The organism is Clostridium sulfidigenes (assembly GCF_052067195.1).
GTDB classification, from domain to species: Bacteria; Bacillota; Clostridia; order Clostridiales; family Clostridiaceae; genus Clostridium_J; species Clostridium_J sulfidigenes.
The window spans coordinates 51,741-68,961 of the sequence record NZ_JBQHQR010000012.1; the positions used below are offsets into that span (position 1 = coordinate 51,741).

Annotated in this window: 19 protein-coding genes and 1 riboswitch; all 19 genes read right to left on the reverse strand. The window is 32.6% G+C overall.

Annotated elements, in window-relative coordinates; translation table 11 throughout:
- Nucleotides 1-126: 126 nt before the first annotated feature.
- A riboswitch (cobalamin riboswitch) is annotated at nucleotides 127-317 on the reverse strand.
- Nucleotides 318-418: 101 nt separating this feature from the next.
- The 19 genes from ACTNBA_RS13730 to ACTNBA_RS13820 all read right to left on the reverse strand — a co-directional run bounded on the left by ACTNBA_RS13730 (nucleotide 419) and on the right by ACTNBA_RS13820 (nucleotide 17,218).
- On the reverse strand, nucleotides 419-1,003 hold the full coding sequence (locus tag ACTNBA_RS13730; RefSeq protein WP_441074757.1) for a DUF4269 domain-containing protein: 585 nt from the start codon (nucleotides 1,001-1,003) through the stop codon (nucleotides 419-421).
- A gap of 62 nt (nucleotides 1,004-1,065) precedes the next feature.
- Nucleotides 1,066-2,376, reverse strand: a complete 1,311-nt coding sequence (locus ACTNBA_RS13735) for an erythromycin esterase family protein (protein WP_441074759.1) — start codon at nucleotides 2,374-2,376, stop codon at nucleotides 1,066-1,068.
- 29 nt (nucleotides 2,377-2,405) lie between these two features.
- The gene (locus ACTNBA_RS13740; protein ID WP_441074761.1) at nucleotides 2,406-3,725 is read right to left on the reverse strand and encodes an erythromycin esterase family protein; all 1,320 of its coding nucleotides are present in this window, start codon (nucleotides 3,723-3,725) and stop codon (nucleotides 2,406-2,408) included.
- A 26-nt stretch (nucleotides 3,726-3,751) separates the two neighbouring features.
- Nucleotides 3,752-4,528, reverse strand: a complete 777-nt coding sequence (locus tag ACTNBA_RS13745) for an HAD family hydrolase (RefSeq protein WP_441074763.1) — start codon at nucleotides 4,526-4,528, stop codon at nucleotides 3,752-3,754.
- Between the two features lie 194 nt (nucleotides 4,529-4,722).
- Nucleotides 4,723-5,013: an ethanolamine utilization microcompartment protein EutM gene (gene eutM / locus ACTNBA_RS13750; RefSeq protein ID WP_003358305.1), complete on the reverse strand. Its 291-nt coding sequence runs from the start codon at nucleotides 5,011-5,013 to the stop codon at nucleotides 4,723-4,725.
- A 72-nt stretch (nucleotides 5,014-5,085) separates the two neighbouring features.
- Nucleotides 5,086-5,736: a phosphate propanoyltransferase gene (locus tag ACTNBA_RS13755; protein ID WP_346870047.1), complete on the reverse strand. Its 651-nt coding sequence runs from the start codon at nucleotides 5,734-5,736 to the stop codon at nucleotides 5,086-5,088.
- Nucleotides 5,736-7,322 carry an acetaldehyde dehydrogenase (acetylating) gene (locus tag ACTNBA_RS13760; RefSeq protein WP_441074768.1) on the reverse strand — a complete coding sequence of 529 codons (1,587 nt, stop codon included), beginning with the start codon at nucleotides 7,320-7,322 and terminating at the stop codon, nucleotides 5,736-5,738. The genes ACTNBA_RS13755 and ACTNBA_RS13760 overlap by 1 nt, the downstream gene beginning before the upstream one ends.
- A 34-nt stretch (nucleotides 7,323-7,356) precedes the next feature.
- Entirely contained in the window at nucleotides 7,357-8,034 is a 678-nt protein-coding gene (locus ACTNBA_RS13765) for a BMC domain-containing protein (protein WP_441074770.1), read from the reverse strand.
- 17 nt (nucleotides 8,035-8,051) lie between these two features.
- Complete coding sequence (locus ACTNBA_RS13770; RefSeq protein WP_441074772.1) at nucleotides 8,052-8,714, reverse strand: EutQ-related cupin domain-containing protein; 663 nt, start codon at nucleotides 8,712-8,714, stop codon at nucleotides 8,052-8,054.
- A gap of 78 nt (nucleotides 8,715-8,792) precedes the next feature.
- A complete protein-coding gene (locus ACTNBA_RS13775; protein WP_035134869.1) occupies nucleotides 8,793-9,056 on the reverse strand; it encodes a EutN/CcmL family microcompartment protein in 264 nt (87 codons plus the stop codon).
- Nucleotides 9,053-9,355, reverse strand: a complete 303-nt coding sequence (locus tag ACTNBA_RS13780) for a BMC domain-containing protein (RefSeq protein ID WP_035134867.1) — start codon at nucleotides 9,353-9,355, stop codon at nucleotides 9,053-9,055. The genes ACTNBA_RS13775 and ACTNBA_RS13780 overlap by 4 nt, the downstream gene beginning before the upstream one ends.
- 18 nt (nucleotides 9,356-9,373) lie before the next feature.
- Nucleotides 9,374-10,219: an ethanolamine utilization protein EutJ gene (eutJ, locus tag ACTNBA_RS13785; protein WP_035134865.1), complete on the reverse strand. Its 846-nt coding sequence runs from the start codon at nucleotides 10,217-10,219 to the stop codon at nucleotides 9,374-9,376.
- The gene (locus ACTNBA_RS13790; RefSeq protein WP_346873954.1) at nucleotides 10,201-10,881 is read right to left on the reverse strand and encodes a cobalamin adenosyltransferase; all 681 of its coding nucleotides are present in this window, start codon (nucleotides 10,879-10,881) and stop codon (nucleotides 10,201-10,203) included. Before ACTNBA_RS13790 ends, eutJ begins: the two co-directional genes overlap by 19 nt.
- Before the next feature lie 6 nt (nucleotides 10,882-10,887).
- On the reverse strand, nucleotides 10,888-11,334 hold the full coding sequence (locus tag ACTNBA_RS13795) for a EutP/PduV family microcompartment system protein (RefSeq protein WP_035134861.1): 447 nt from the start codon (nucleotides 11,332-11,334) through the stop codon (nucleotides 10,888-10,890).
- The gene (locus tag ACTNBA_RS13800) at nucleotides 11,331-11,684 is read right to left on the reverse strand and encodes a BMC domain-containing protein (protein WP_035134859.1); all 354 of its coding nucleotides are present in this window, start codon (nucleotides 11,682-11,684) and stop codon (nucleotides 11,331-11,333) included. Before ACTNBA_RS13800 ends, ACTNBA_RS13795 begins: the two co-directional genes overlap by 4 nt.
- 39 nt (nucleotides 11,685-11,723) lie before the next feature.
- The gene (gene cutD / locus ACTNBA_RS13805; protein WP_150843640.1) at nucleotides 11,724-12,677 is read right to left on the reverse strand and encodes a choline TMA-lyase-activating enzyme; all 954 of its coding nucleotides are present in this window, start codon (nucleotides 12,675-12,677) and stop codon (nucleotides 11,724-11,726) included.
- A 108-nt stretch (nucleotides 12,678-12,785) separates the two neighbouring features.
- Entirely contained in the window at nucleotides 12,786-15,326 is a 2,541-nt protein-coding gene (cutC, locus tag ACTNBA_RS13810; protein ID WP_441074774.1) for a choline trimethylamine-lyase, read from the reverse strand.
- 49 nt (nucleotides 15,327-15,375) lie between these two features.
- On the reverse strand, nucleotides 15,376-16,869 hold the full coding sequence (locus ACTNBA_RS13815) for an aldehyde dehydrogenase family protein (protein ID WP_441074776.1): 1,494 nt from the start codon (nucleotides 16,867-16,869) through the stop codon (nucleotides 15,376-15,378).
- Nucleotides 16,870-16,909: 40 nt separating this feature from the next.
- Entirely contained in the window at nucleotides 16,910-17,218 is a 309-nt protein-coding gene (locus ACTNBA_RS13820) for a BMC domain-containing protein (RefSeq protein WP_035134854.1), read from the reverse strand.
- Between the last annotated feature and the right edge of the window lie 3 nt (nucleotides 17,219-17,221).

The following is a 17,221-nucleotide window of genomic DNA, read 5'->3' on the forward strand; positions in this document are numbered from 1 at the left end:
CTTACTAATAATTTAAATTTATTGCTTTATTAATGGTAAATTAAAAAACCTCTTAGCTACTAAAACTAAAAGGTCTTAAATCTTATTTATCATAGATTAAATCACACCCTTCCATCTCTCGTAGAATTATAGCGTAAAAAATAGGCAGGTGTTCTGACTCAAGTATCATTATTTTCTTCTGCCTTCCCATAAAAAACAGTGGCATCTTAGAAGAAAACTCCTCTCTTACAGCGGCGGGACCGTGTGGGATTTTCACCCAGCTTCTCTTTTAATCAGTTATAGGAGAATATAACCGAACCCATCTTCCATAATATTCAATTGTTAATATTATATTATACCCTTCTAATTTTCATGTCAAACCATTAATTATAGCCCTAACTATTGTTTTACCTTAAAATTAGAAGTTTTAGTAGTTATTTTAATGTTTATTGCTGAATATCATATTTAACATATTTTTAATTTCCTCATCACTGCATTCTTCTAATCTCAATAACTCATCATATGGATTTCCATCTAAACCTAAGTGTTTTGCAAAAGCCGGTTCTGTTTTCAATCCATTTTTCTTAAGGATAACAACCTCTTCTCTAGTTCTTTCTCCACCTAATCTAAGTATTCTATCTTCCACTACCATATGCCTATAACCATTCTGTTTACAACTATCCAATGACTGAGCATATATTTCTATTTCAATATCCTCCACATAAAAGTTTACAGTTAATATTGTCTCATTATCTGTACTATTATTACTTATATGAAATTTACTAAACATAAAATACCTATCTTCTACTCTCTTCTGAAATTCCTTAAAATCATAAACTTCACATACTATATCTAAATCACTGTTTTCTATATCAATATTAATAGGTATAGTCCCTACTAATATTGGATTAAACTTTCTTAAAACATTAAATATATCCAGCTCCTTAAGTACTTTATATGAATTTTGTTGTTTTTTATTACCATGTTTAAGGTAGTTTATATTTATAAAATCTTTATTGTTCATACTAAATTATCCTCTTAACTATGTTATTCTTCTATTTGACTAATTTTTCAAACTTTAATGCCTTATTGTATTTTGGAAGGTGTAGTTTCTTTTATATATATTAATCCATCAAACAAATTTTTAGGTATATATTGAAAGCTTTTTGGAATACTCTCATCATAAAATGCATTACTAAAATTAAAAATTTGATTCTTTGATAGTATTTCTGATAACTCCTTATTGTCAGATGCTGAATTAAAATCTAAAAATGATATAGGTACCTGGGTTTTATCAAATTTGTACGCTAAATATTCAGAAGCACTAATATCTATATCTGATTTTGTAAAACTATTAGTAGACATACCATCATATACATTAAAACTTCCTCTAGAAAATTCAAAGCCTATAGAATAATATTCATCTCCATACATTTCCTTTAAACTTTTACCCATATATTTATAAATATCATCCATAGATGAAACATGTATATTGTGTGCCCATAGCATAACTTTATCATTTCCTAATTTACCTTCATGCTCTTGTATCCATTTAACATTGGTCGCCATATATTTATCTCGTAAATTACTTGCTGCAACTGATAGGACAAATGGATGTACACTTTTATTAGCTTCTATGCGATATTCTACACATTGGGATAGAAGATTTAGATTCCATATAGCTAACTCATACTCATTCTGTAAGTTGTTATTAAAGTACTTTTCTTTTGAATTCTCCATATCTTTCTTAATTTCTTTTATATTTAATAGGATACTATCAAGTTGTTCAGCTGTAAGAGCTTTAATATCATTTCTATATATTGTGTTTAGAGTATCTTCTTCCACCTTAGTCTGTAGCTCTTTGTCTAGTTCCCCTAAATAATAACTAAGTTTAGGAAGTGTATCTAATATATCAACAATATCCATCCCATAGAATTTAATCTTTTCTTTATGAGATGGATCATTATTATATTCCTTCATCCACTTTATCATGTTTTTTATTTCTTCCGTTCTATATAATTCAGGTAAAGAATCCTCTACATTACCTTCTCCCTTTAAAATATAATCATTTATTACTTGTCCAGCTCCACCATTACATTCCATAACAAAGACTCTATAGCCCATCTCTTCTACTAAAAATTCAAAGAATCTATGTTTAATCTTAAAGAATTCACTAGTCCCATGAGTTGCTTCCCCCATGCCAACTATCTTCTTATCCTTCAATATATCCTTAAATGGCATTAAATCTTTAAAGCCATTACCAGCTTCTACTGTACTTATTGGTATTACACTTTTTTTCAAAGCCTTTACTTCTGGATTTTCATTTACCTTTGAACAAGCTGTTAAACAAAGAATAGATAATAAAACAATTGATATAAGTCTTAATTTCTTTTTCATATTTATTATCCCCCATTAGCTTTTTTATTTTAGTATACGAGCTTAGACTCTGTAGTTTCTTTTATATATATTAATCCATCAAACAAATTTTTAGGTATATATTGAATTCTTTTTGGAGTATTTTCATTATAATAAAATCCACCATTATGATTAAAACTTTGACTCTCCGATAATATTTCTGATATTTTTTCACTTTTAGATGCTGAATTAAAGTCTAAAAATGATATAGGTATCTTAGTTTTATCAAATTTGTATGCTAAATATTCAGAACCATTATTATCTATATCAAATCTTGTCAAAGTCCCAGTAGACATATCACTTGTATTAAAGCTTCCTCTAGAAAGTTCAAAGCCTATAGAATAATATTCATCTCCATACATTTCCTTTAAATTTTTACCCATATATTTATAAATATCATCCATATATGATACATGTACATTGTGCGCCCATAGCATAACTTTATCATTTCCTAATTTACCTTCATGCTCTTGTATCCATTTAACATTGGCAGCCATATATTTATCTCGTATCTTCATTACTGATACTGATTCAATTATATGATTTACACTTTTATTAACTTCTATATGATATTCTACACATTGTGATACAAGGTTTAGATTCCATATAGCTAACTCATACTCATTCTGTAAGTTGTTCTTTAAGTACTTTTCTTTTGCATTCTCCATATCTTTCTGAATTTCATTTATATTTAATAGGATACTATCAAGTTGTTCATTGGTAAGAGCTTTAATATCATTTCTATAAATTGTGTTAAGAGTATCTTCTTCTACCTTAGTCTGTAGCTCTTTATCTAATTTTCCTAAATAATAACTAAGTTTAGGAAGTGTATCTACTATCCCCTGCATATCAAATCCATAAAATCTAATTTTTTCTTTATGAGATGGATCATCATTATATTCCTTCATCCACTCTATCATGTTTTTTATTTCTTCAGTTCTATATAATCCTAATCCATCTAAAGAATCCTCTACATTACCTTCCCCCTTTAAAATATAGTCATTTATGACTTGTCCGCCACCCCCGTCACATTCCATAGCAAAGACTCTATATCCCATTTCTTCTACTAAAAATTCAAAGAATCTATGCTTCATTTTAAAGAATTCACTAGTACCATGAGTTGCTTCCCCCATGGCAACTATTTTCTTATCTTTTAATATATCCTTAAGTGGCATTAAATCTTTAAAGCCATTATCAGCTTCCACTGTACTTATTGGTATTACACTTTTTTTCAAAGCCTTTACTTCTGGATTTTCATTTACCTTTGAACAAGCTGTTAAACAAAGAATAGATATTAAACATGTTGATATAAGTTTTAGTTTCTTTTTCATATTAAAGCACTCCCTTAATGAATTTATTATAAGAAATTTTCTCTAATATAAGCTGCTACACCATCCTCATCATTACTTCCTGTAATATGTGATGCACATTCTAAAATTTCTTTAATTGCATTTGATACTGCTATGCCTTGTCCACAATGTTTTATCATTCCTAGGTCATTAATATCATCACCAAATGCAGCTACCTCTTCTAGATTAATATTTAAATATTTAACGATTTCATTAATGGCATTAATTTTTGTGGCATCTCTATGAGCAAATCTACACCAATCTTCTCCAACGTAAGTTAGAAAACTACATTGTGGATACTTAGAAGCTAGCTCCTCTGCAGCTTTACTTTCGAAAACCTCCACAGTTATTTTATAAGTCATACATTTTAGTGACTTGGAATAATCATTATATTTAGCATGAGTATAATCTTCACCGAATTTATTTATCTCTTCACTATTGGAATAATATCCACTTTCAGTTTCAACAGTTATTTCACCAATATTTGAACTCATCACACAATCTTTAATTAGGGAATCAGATACCTGTGCTGATAGCATACATTTATAAATAACTTCATCTTTGCACTTTGCTAATGCTCCCCCATTAGAAATTACAATATCAGGATTAATTAATTTAATGTATTTAGCAGCTGCTCGTTCAGAACGAGCTGTAGCTATAGCAATAAATATTCCTTGCTCCTTACATCTTCTTATAACATCTAAACTATAGTTAGAAATACTTTTATCCGTCCTTAAAAGGGTCCGATCTAAATCAGTTATAATCAATTTTATCTTCTTCTCCATATTAATCCCCCAACTAAATTAATTTTCTTTATTAAAGCTTAAATTGTAGTATTTAATAATTATAATACATTTAATACATAATTATCTAGTTATTCTAAAATTATCTTTATATTATAATAGCAAAAAAAGAAAAAAAGAAAACGCCGCTAAATTATCTTTAGCGACGTTTCTATTTTTAAAATGTTATTAAAATCCTATTTTGCAACTTCTTTAGAAGATGGAAGAATTACTTCAACCTCAGAATGTGGACGTGGGATTACGTGAACTGATACTAATTCTCCAACACGTTGTGCAGCAGCAGCTCCAGCATCTGTAGCAGCTTTAACAGCTCCAACATCTCCTCTAACCATAACAGTTACAAGTCCGCCTCCAACATATTCTTTACCTATTAAATATACGTTAGCTGCTTTAACCATAGCGTCAGCTGCCTCAATTGATCCTACTAAACCTTTTGTTTCTATCATTCCTAATGCATCGTATTTCATTTTATAATCCTCCTAAATATCTTTTATTTATATTATAATTTTTAATTATAACCACTTATTTTGTTACTTTTTTTACTTTACAATTGTTATTTTTGATTTTGAGTTAATGCCCATTGCATTAGCTTCTTCTATATCAAGATGACATTCAAGTTTTGAAGCATCATTAGCTCTAATAGCTACATTACTATATATTCCGCCTCTTAAATCGTCAAATTTTATACATACTATATCTCCATCACAAACTCCTAAGTTTTTAGCATCTTCAGGTGTCATGTGAATATGTCTTTGTGCAACTACTAAGCCTTCTTCAATTTGAACAGAACCTTTTGGTCCTACTAATGTAATTCCAGGTGTTCTGCTTAAATCTCCAGATAGTCTTACATTTGATGCTGCTCCAAGTTTAATGCAATCTCCATTTAATACTTCAACCTGAGTCTTACTTCTTACAGGTCCAAGGATTCTAACTTTTTCAATTGCACCTTTTGGTCCGCAAATTGTTACAAGTTCCTTGCATGCATATTGTCCAGGCTGAGATAAGTCTTTAAGTTTTGTAAGACTGTAATCTGCACCAAAAAGACTCTCTAAATCCTTTTGTGAAAGATGTACATGTCTATTAGAAACTCCTACTGGAATCTCAGATGAATTTCCCTGAGATGCAGTTTTTTGTCCATCGTTTTTCACAGCTTCTAGTAAAAGTTTTAATACTGCTTCACAATTATCCATTAGTTTGCCCCTTTCATAGCGGCAACTATTTGGTTAACTAAGTCTAAAATCTCTTCATTTTTTGTGCTATCAGTATTGCAATTAGTATTGTTAACGCAAGCGTTATCTTTACTTAAAGCCGCTGCAGCTGCTGCAATTTGATCTGGACTCATATTCATAAGTTGATTTTGTACGCTGTGACAATTCTCAGCAGTTTTTATACAGTTGAAAGTTGGGTCATTAGATGCTAATGTTGCGCAATCTTTTAAACCATAAGCAACTCTCTTAATGTTTATAAGGTGCTCAGGAGTAACATTTTCAGATACTGAGCTTCCTCCCCATGTACCACAACCTAAAGTGAATGAAGGATTAAGACCTGTGCTTGCACCTGTTCCACCTTGTGTTCCACCAGTGTTAACAAGGATACGAGAAGCTGGCTTTTTAGCAAACTTCATAACTATATCTTTATTTTCAGTATGGATACTCATTGTGTGACCAATTCCATTTTGAAGTAATTCAATACTTAAATCACATGCTTGGTAACAATCTTTTACTGTATAGAATCCAAGAACTGTTGTAAGTTTTTCAAATGATAATGGATTACCTTCACCTACTCCGTTTTGTCTTCCTATAAGTACTTTAGTTCCTTGAGGAATTTCAATTCCTGCAGCACTTGCAATAACTTGTGGACTTCTTCCTACAAATTTAGCATTCATTGCATGTCCATTTTTGAATAATAATTTACAAACTTTATCAGTTTCTTCTTTAGTCATGAAGTATCCACCATGCTTTTTGAACTCTTGAATAACTGCAGCTTCATTACATTCTTCACAGATTATTGATTGTTCTGATGCACAGATTGTACCATTATCAAAAGTTTTACTTGCCATAATATTTCTAACAGCTTGTTCTATGTTGGCAGTTTTTTCTATGTATGCTGGAGAGTTTCCTGCACCAACACCTAGAGCTGGTTTTCCTGCACTGTAAGCAGCTTTAACCATTCCTGGACCACCTGTAGCTATTATTATAGCAACTTCTTTGCTTTTCATTAACTCATTTGTAGCTCCAATTGAAGGTGAAGTTACACATGTTATAACATTCTCTGGTGCACCAGCTTCAACAGCTGCATCGTGCATTAATTGAGCTGCTTTAATTGTACATTTTGCAGCAGATGGGTGTGGTGAGAATACTATAGCATTACGAGATTTAATTGAAATCATAGCTTTAAAAATAGCAGTAGAAGTTGGGTTTGTTGAAGGTACTATACCCATAACTAAACCAACTGGCTCAGCAATCTCTATTAGCTTGTTTACCTCATCTTCTCTAATTATATCGATAGTTTTCATATCTTTAATTGATTCATATAGTATAGTAGCTGCTAAATGGTTTTTAAAAGTTTTATCTTCAACTTTACCAAAACCAGTTTCTTCAACTGCCATTTGTGCTAAACAAACTGCATTTTCTTCTGCAACTCTAACCATGTTACGTAAAATTTTATCGATTTGCTCTTCAGTATAATCAGCAATTTTATTAGCTGCCACCTTTCCAAGTCTAGCAAGATCTCTCGCTTCTTGTATTGAACGTAAATCTTTATCAAAGTTCTCCATTGGTCATTACTTCCTTTCGTAAACCTTACAATATCTAATTTTTCTCGTAATACAATTTGAATTTAGCAAGTAATTGATTTTTACCTGCTTTTGAAATCACTCTACCTGTAATACCAAAATCTTTATATTCACGAGCTAGATTTCTAAGCTTAACTACCTTTAGCTTAGATAATATTAAAACGGTTTTTTCAATACCATTTTTAATAACTAAATTATCTACATCATGTTTATGTAGATTCTCTAAACTTCCTTTATGAAGTTTATCTAAATCATTGTCTAAAGCATCACTATTTTGAATTTCTTCAACTTCTTCAGTTTCTTGAATTTCTTCTACAACTTCTAAGTCTTCTGCATCTTGGATCTGCTGAGTCTCTTGAATCTCTTCAGGTTCTTCAACTTTTTCATCAGATACTAAAGCCTCTTGAGTTTCCACTGAAGATTTAGATCCAATTATGCTTTCCAACTCCTCATGAGGACGTGGAATTACATGCTCTGATACTAAAGCTTCTTCATTAAGATTTTTAACAGCTGCTACTCCAGCTTCTATAGCTGCTTTTACTGCACCTACATCACCTGTAACTGCAATTGTAACAAGACCGCCACCTACATAGGTCTTTTCAATAATACTTACATCTGCGGATTTCACCATTGTGTCAGCTGCCTCAATAGATGCAAGTAATCCTTTTGTTTCTATTAAACCAAGTGCTTGCATAGGTCAATCCCCCTAATTTATAAAAGATCTGCCCAGTTAGCTGGATATGTTGTGTAGAATACCCTTGCTTTGTCTGGAGAACCCCAAACTACTTTAGAACCAGATGGAACAAATAGCACATCTCCAGCATGAGCTGTATATGTTTTTCCATTGATTTCAACTGTTAAAGTTCCCTCGATAACATAGTCAATCTCTTCATAAGTTAATTCCCAATCAAATTTTGAATTTTCAATAACTAAAAATCCAGCACTCATTTTTGATTCTTCTTTGCTTACTAACTCTTGAAAATAAGCTTTTGCATTTGGATTTCCAGTGTCGAATACGTCCATTTTTACTGTTTTTCCTCTAACAACTTTAAGTCCATTAGGATCACTTTCAGCTTCAAATATAAGATTCTTTGGTTTTAAGCATTCAAGCATTTCTTGTAAAAGACCCTTGTCCATCATTGCTCTGAAGAAATTAAGCATCATTTCACTATCCATACCTTCTATGCTTGGAACCTTTTTAGCTTCTAAAGTCTCTACCTTAGGTGCAGGAGCTTCTGTAGTAAATAGTATTTCATTGTTCTTTGCAAGATCCTTAGCTGATGGTGTAATTATTTCACTACCATCTATATAAAATACTTTTTCACCCTTTAATATTAATTGTTCAATATCTTTTGCACAGATTAATTTTTTCATATTTTCACTTCCTTTCAAATAATATTGGTATCTATAAAAAACCTAAAATCCTATGATTATTTTTAAGAAAGATTGTGTTTAACCAAAGTTACAATCATTATCAACTATTCCAACAACAACTGCATCTACAGGTATATTATCATCGCCTAACATTCTACGAGCAGATGATCCAGTACTAACGATAACTCTATCACCAATACCTGCACTGATATTATCAACAACAATAAATCTACGTCCTTCATCTACTCCACCAATTTCCTCAGCAAGCATAAACTTAAGTCCGTTAAGTGATTCAGCTTTTCTAGTTGCCCATACATTATCAATAAGTCTTGCTACTATCATATTGTTTTTCCTTCTTTCATTTTCAGTTTAATCTCATTTATTGCAGATTCAACTGATGATGTGTCGCCAAAAATTCCAATTAAAACCATGTGTTGGGGACATGTGCCCTTTATATCTTCAACAGTGACACCAGCACTTTTCTCAGCAATATCTGTAGCATATATCATATCGATAAGTTTGCCTTGAACAAGTCCTATTGCATCAACACCGTCTAATTTGGTTTTACAATTTCCACCAATCCGTCTTATAAGAATATCTTTAGTGCTCTGGGAAGGTGATTTTATAATTCTAAAATCCACTTTAAAACACTCTCCTTATTATTCCATAATATCTTGTGTACAACTTAATGCTATTCCAAGTGGTGTAACAAACATAGGATTCTTAGGTTTGTGAGTATAAACTCCAGTCTGTTTCTGAATAATTTCTTCAATTCCAGTTAAGCAACAAGTACCACCAACTAAAGAAATTTCATTCACATCATGATTCTTAATATGCTGGTTAATAATTGATGACACCTTTTCAACTACTGGCTTTAACACAGGTAAAATTTCCTTGTGATTTTCATTATTTCTTTTAAACTTATCTGCCTCTTTAAAAGGCATTCCATAAGCACCAGAAATAACTAATGAGAAATGAGTACCTCCTGTTGGTTCATCAACAACATAAACAACCTTTCCATCTTTTAAAATTGATATTCCAGTTGTACCACCACCGATATCAACAACTGCACCATTTTGAATTTTAAGTACAGCATTGGCAGCAGTAGGTTCATCTAACAGATTTGTCAATTCAAATCCTGCTGACTGAACTACGTTTTTAATTGCTCCAGAATCTAAAGCATCTGTTCCAGGTGGAATTGCAGCAGCTGCATAAAGAAGCTCTGTATTCAATTTTTCCTCTATTTCCTGCTTAAGTTCTCTAACAATTCTTATGGCACCAATATAGTCTACAACCATACCATCACGAACCACATCTGCATACCTATATGCACCAGCCACCGGCTTATAGTTTTCATCTAAAACAGCCAAAACTACACAAGCAGTACCTAAGTCCACACCTGTATAATAAACAGAAGAACCGTTAAGGATTGGCTTTTCTATAACCTCTTCAAAATCTTGAACCATCTTATCACAATATTCAAAAGTTAATTTTTTCTTTGACATTCTTTTCCTCCTACTGCTGAACAAATCAATTGAGACAGCGAATTAATTATTGAATTAGTGTTCTCCATAATTCTATTTTTTAAACCGTCATCATCATTTTTGTAGGTATCAATTATATCAAATTGTAATTCTCGCATAGCACAACGTAGTGCGTTCATTTTTAAAATTGCATTGCTTTTTTCAAGCTGCATATGAAATTCTGTTATTTCAAAACAATCATCAAGGTCAGTCATGAAATTTAATGGATTAATTCCAGTGCATTCTTTGCAGCAAATAGACTCAAGAACACCTTTTCCTTCCACAACATTTCTGATGTTTGATATTTTTCTACCTAAATTCATAACATTTTGTGCTAAAATGATATCTTCTCTTAATATTTCACTACTAGTAACAAGAAATACTGCCTCCATAGATTTCAACTTACAACAAAGTTTCTTCAAATATAAATTAGTGTTTCTCTCTGGTTTTACTGCTTCAGTCTTATTTTCTTGAGAAACATTTTTATCTTTTTTAGAATCATCATTATTCATTGTTATTCTTTTATCAGACAAATATTGAGCTGCTCCAGGTGTAAGGCGCTGTCCTTGTTGTAACTTGTAGGTATTAAAAGGTTCTTTTCGATATAAATCTCTCAAATACTCTTCGGTAATAAATTTCATCATTGACCTTTACTCCTCACCTTTTTCAAATAAATACTTTTTCAAAGCATCAATTCCTGTTCCCATTGGAAAACTAATATTAAAATATGGCTTTGATACTCCTATGTTCTTCAACTGTCGTAAACATTTTTCTTCATTTTCAGGTATCAAGTCACATTTTGTAATAACTCCAATCACCGGGCATCTAAAAGACTTTGCAAATCCATGGGAGTATATTTCATTGCAATTAGACTGATCAACCAATATAAGCACATGAGATGCATCTTGAGCTGCTGCTATTATATGCTTGTACATCCATGAATTTTCTAAATAAGCACTTGGAACATCAATAGTGTTTTTACCATAAATTAAATCTGGTGTTCGTTTTAGCGGACCATCATAATTATTTAGGGCATTAACTAATGTGGTTTTACCACATCTTGAAGGTCCAATTACCATTATGCGCTTTTTTCTCATGTCCTTGTAATGGGTGCCGGAGTAAATCCAAGCATATCTCTTAACGTATCGTTTACTGCTCCAAGTGCTGTTTCCACACTTTGAACATCGCCATTTATTACAACAGAACCTGTAAAACGATCAAGAAACCCAATTTCAACATTAGAAGACTTTGTAGCAATATCTGCAGCTATAATTGCAGTTTCATATGGAGAAAGAGTTAAAATCCCTATAGCTCCTTTTTCATCGATTCCAAGACGTTCATATATATCAGACATAGGTGACGCAATGATATGTGCTATTGTAATCTGCTTTCCTGGCACTGACTCTTGTATAACACGCTGTATGTTTCTATCAAGAAAATCTCCCATAAACCTTACCTTCCATCTTATTATCTATTTGAAAATTATTTAATGACGGATTACTTTTACAGGTAAATCGTACTTTTTAATCCATCCTTCTATTCTATCTAAATCTTCATTCTTTAAACTTGGATCATCCTTTATAGGATATTCCATTCCTAATTGATTGTATTTATTTACCCCCATCTTATGATATGGAAGTAAGTCAATCCCTTTAAAATTTTTATAATCTTTGTATGGTGTTAAAAACTCCATAGTCTTTTCAATTTCATCTTGAGAATCATTTATACCTTTAAGTAAAGGCATACGAATCTTTACATTATATTTGCGGCGAAGTAGTTCTTGCAGATTTTCTAAAATCTGTTCATTCCTCACACCTGTTAACTGAAAGTGTCTATCAGAATTAATATGTTTAACATCAAATAGGAATAAATCTGTAAACTCCGCAACCTTAAGTACTGATTCAAGTTTTGCATAACCACAAGTTTCAATTGCAGTATTTATTCCTGATTGCTTACATGCCATTAACAAACTGCAAGCTGCTTCAGGCTGCATTAAAACTTCACCACCGCCTAATGTAACACCACCACCAGAAACTTCATAAAAAGTTCTATCTTCCTCTACAATCTCCAAAAGTTCCGAAATAGTTTTTACTTCTCCAACTATTGTTAAAGCAGATTTAAGACAAGCTTCTTTGCACTTACCACATCCGATACAATCAATATCACGATTAACTTCGTGCTTTAAAGTTTCATTAGATATGGTATGTATTCCAACAGGACAAACAGAAACGCAAGCCCCACAATTAACACATGAATTACTTTTAAACATAACTCTATGCTTTTTAACTAGTCCTTCAGGATTTGCACACCATTTACAACGAAGAGGACAACCTTGAAAGAATATTAAAGTTCTTACTCCATCTCCATCATACATGTTATATTTCTGTATATTAAAAATCGTCGCTTTTCGTTCGATTATACCTAAGTTTTCATTACTCATATTTTTCATTCTCCAGTTTCATTACCTTGATTTTTAATATATATCTTATTTATAATCTGTAATCTACAGAACACTGCTGCAGATTACAGATTTTATACAATTTTTTAATTAAAAGTGTGTAAGCACAGTTCTGCTGATAATTTCATCTTGAACATCTTTGCATAACTCAACAAAGAATGCACTATATCCAGCAACACGAACAATTAAATCACGGTATTGCTCTGGGTGTTTTTGTGCTTCAAGTAATGTTTTGTTATCTAAATAGTTGAACTGCATTTCTCCAAGCTGAAGGGCACATGCACTACGAAGTAATGTAATGATTCCATTTTCACCTTCAGGTGTATCAAGAAGACCAGCTACTAACTTGAAGTTATGAACCATACCTATATTCATATCCTCGCAAGACATTTTAGAAACAGATTTAATTATAGCAGTAGGCCCTTTAAAGTCAGCTCCTTGAGTTGGACTTATACCATCTGATAAAGGCATCCATGCTCTACGTCCATTTGATGTAGCTCCTGTAAGTTGTCCAAATGGAGTGTTGTTTGAGATTGATAAAGTACCATGGCTAAGAACTGAATATAATGTCTTATACTTACGATGTTCTTGCTCAGTAAAGTTAATTAAATCTGCAGCAATTAAGTCTGCATAATCATCATCGTTACCATACTTAGGTGCTTCTAAACAATCTTTTTTAAGTTGTTCATATCCAACGAAATCCGCTTTTAAAGCTTCATTCATTTCTTGTAGCGTATATTTTTTATCTTCAAATACTAATTTCTTTATAGCTGCCATAGAGTCTGCATAAGTAGCAAGACCACTCCATACTACTCCTGGTCCGAAGTTATACATAGCTCCGCCTGCTTCTACTCCTCTACCATTTTCCATACATCCTTCATACATCATAGACATAAGTGGTTTTGGTGCAAGGTCTCTGTGAACACGTTGAGAAATTACTGTAGCAACACTTGTCCATTTAGTAATGAATTTAATTTGCTCTTTAACAGCTGCTTCAAATTGCTCGTAAGTTTTGAAGTTGCTTAGATCTCCCATATCTGGGCATACTTGCTTACCATACCATAGTGGTACACCATGGTTAAGAGTAAGTTCTATACATATAGGCCATTGAGTATATCCTGTAGAAGTCCATTGATATAATCTTCCTGACTTCTGTGGCTCAACACATCCCATTAAGCAATAATCTCTTGCATCTTCTATAGAAACTCCCTTAGCTAACATCATTTTTATATGAACATCATCAAAGTGACATGCTGGGAATCCCATACCTGCACGGATAACATCAACTATCTTTTTAAGATATTTTTGAGGTGATGCTTTGTGTATACGACAAGCTAATGTTGGTTGATATATCTTAACATGACGAACTGCATCCATTAGAAGGTATGTTAATTCGTTTGTAGCATCTCTTCCTTCTCTAGTAACTCCACCTAAACACATGTTAACGAATGGTTGGTAACCTGCGAAGAATTTAGAAGCTCCTTCACTTGTAAGCCACATCATCTCAGACATTTTTATAAGCATACAACCAGATAACTCAAATGCTTCAAAATCAGTCATACGTCCAGCTTCAATATCAGCTTTGTAGAATGGATACATATATTGGTCAACACGTCCTATAGACATACCTGTTTGGTTCTCTTCAACTACAAGTAATGATTCTATAGTCCAAACTGATTGAATTGCTTCCCAGTAAGTGCTTGGTTTATGAGCTGGCACTCTAGCATTTACTTCTGAAATTTTTAATAATTCAGCTTTACGAGTAGGATTAGTTTCTTTTGCAGCTAATTCTGCAGCATAATCTGACATACGTTTAGCGTATATCATAACACCCTCTGCAGTATCGATTAGAGATTTGTAGAAATATATTTTCTCCATATCTTCTGGTCTTTCATAGCTAAGGTCAGCTAATTTCTCATTACATTCCTTTACTATGTCAAGCATACCTTTTTTCATTAAGATAACGTCATATCCTGGGTTAGAGTCTCCTCCTCCGTTTAATGCATGGTATGAACAATCTGATACGAAAGATTCTCCAGAAAGTTCCCATACTCCAGCTTCTCTGTATTGACTCTCACAGTATTCATCAATTGATTTACCTTCCCAGAATGGGAATAATTCTTCACGCATGATCTTCTTATCTTCTTCTGATACGTAGAATGGGTCTTGAGCACGAGTTCCTATTGTATCAAGTTCATCTCTCATCCATCTCCAAGATATATCAGGAGAGAAAGATCCAGCACGTGGTTGTCCATTTGGTGCACCAACGATAAGCTCATTATCTTGAATTACTAATGGTGCAGTTTCACAGCAACGCTTGAAAGACTTACCACGTAAAATTGCCTTAGGTATACCAGGGTTTTCTTTTGCTATTTGAGTAATAACTCTTGCTTTGTGAGTAGTGATTGTTGGTACATGAGTTAAGTATTTTTCCTTTAACTTAACTAAACGCTCTGTTATTCCATCTGGAATTTCACCATTATTGTCACACACAACACAGCTAGTAGTTGATTCTTCCTTTGTTATTTCTTTGGAAACACTAGAAAACATCTTCATTAAACTAGCACGTTCTTCATCAGACATGTTTTGAGTAGCTTCCATAAATTTATTTGAAAATTCACGAATATCCAATTTATTCCCTCACATTCTTTAATATATTTCATACATTTCGTATGACCTATTATTTTAAGTCATTTAAAACTTTTTTCAAAATACTCTCTAATAGCTTAACACTATCAATTTCATTTACATTTAATTTATCTTTTAAAACTTCATAGTTGGAATCCTCTGTATTGTCCATCATGCCAACAATTTCATCTGCCTTACGAACCCCATATCCAACTTTACGTACATATATTAGGTTCATAGGTGATACATTATCTGAAGTCATTCCATGCCCTGCAGATCCACTGCCTAGAGTCATTGATGGAAACAAGTTTGTGGTTGCTCCCATACTTCCAAAAGTTCCTGGAGTGTTAACAAGTACTCTTCCAACAGGTTTTTTTAATGCAAATTGACGAATAACCTCTTCATCCTTTGAATGTATAATAAGTGTATGTCCATGTCTCTCACTAAGTAATAATTCTATACACTTTTCACAAGCATGCATCCAGTCATCTTCTATATAAAAAGCTAAAACAGGACAAAGCTTTTCTCTTGAATAAGGATTTTTTTGAGATACAAATTTTTGCTGAGAAATAAGAACTCTTATATTTTCAGGAACACTGAATCCAGCCTTTTTTGCTAAAAATTGTGGCGATCTCCCGATCATATCCATGTCAGGACTTCCGTCTTTGTAATAAAAGATTGATGCCAATTTTTCAGCTTCTTCTTCTGTCATAAAGTATCCACCATTTTTAATAAGTTCTTGTTTTACTTCAGCTACTATACAGCTATCTACAACAATTGATTGTTCAGCAGCAGATACAACTCCATAATCGAAGTTCTTACTATCAATAATATCTTTAGCAGCCTGCTCAATATCAGCAGTACGTTCTATAAATGCTGGACCATTTCCATTGCCACCATAAATTACTGGTTTGCCGGACTTATAAGCTGCATCAAGCATTTCTGGAACCCCTGTATTCATTATTAGTGAAGTATCTTTATGATTCATAAGTTCTAATGAACCACTTGAAGTCACTGTATGCAAATATGCAAGTGCACCTTCCGGAAGCCCTACCCCTTCTCCAGCTCTAATTAAAATGTCAATTGTTTTAGAAATTGTATTTTTAGCTCTTGGATGAGGTGAAAATATGATTGCATTTCCTGACTTAATTGCAATTAACGCCTTATATATGGTTGTAGAAACAGGACTCATTGATGGAGAAAAGGCTATAATAACCCCCATTGGTACTCCTATATCCTTTGTCTTGTTCATTTTATCTTCACTAATGATACCTACACAATTCATACCTTTAAGTCTGTTTTTCAGATACTTACATACAAAGTGATTTTTAATATGTTTATCTTCCCACTTTCCATATTCAGTTTCCTCATTAGACATTTTTGCAAGTTCTTTTAAATGTTTTTCAATCTCTTCGGTCATACGTTCAACTATCTCATCAAGTTTTTCTTGTGGGAAAGCTGCTAATTTTCTTTGTGCCTCACGAGCATTTTCAACAAGAATTCTCGCTTCCTGCATGGAGAGTAAATCATTATCAATAATATTCATTTTTCTCTCTCCTTTTTCTTATAAAAAATTTTTCTATTTATTATTCTGTTACAAGATTTGTAATTGCATAACGTTTTATTATTTTTTCTAGATCTTGGTGTGGTCTTGGAATAACTATTGAACTATAAAGGCTTCCACCTTCCATTCCTTCAACTGCTGCAACACCAGCATCTACTGCTGTTTTGCAAGCACCAACATCACCACGAACTAAAACAGATATATAACCTGACGCAACGTTTTCATATCCTATTAGTTCTACATCTGCTGCTTTGCACATAGCGTCTGCTGCTTCTAAAGCAAAAACCAGACCAAAAGTTTCGATTAATCCTAAAGCTTCATATCTTGACATATG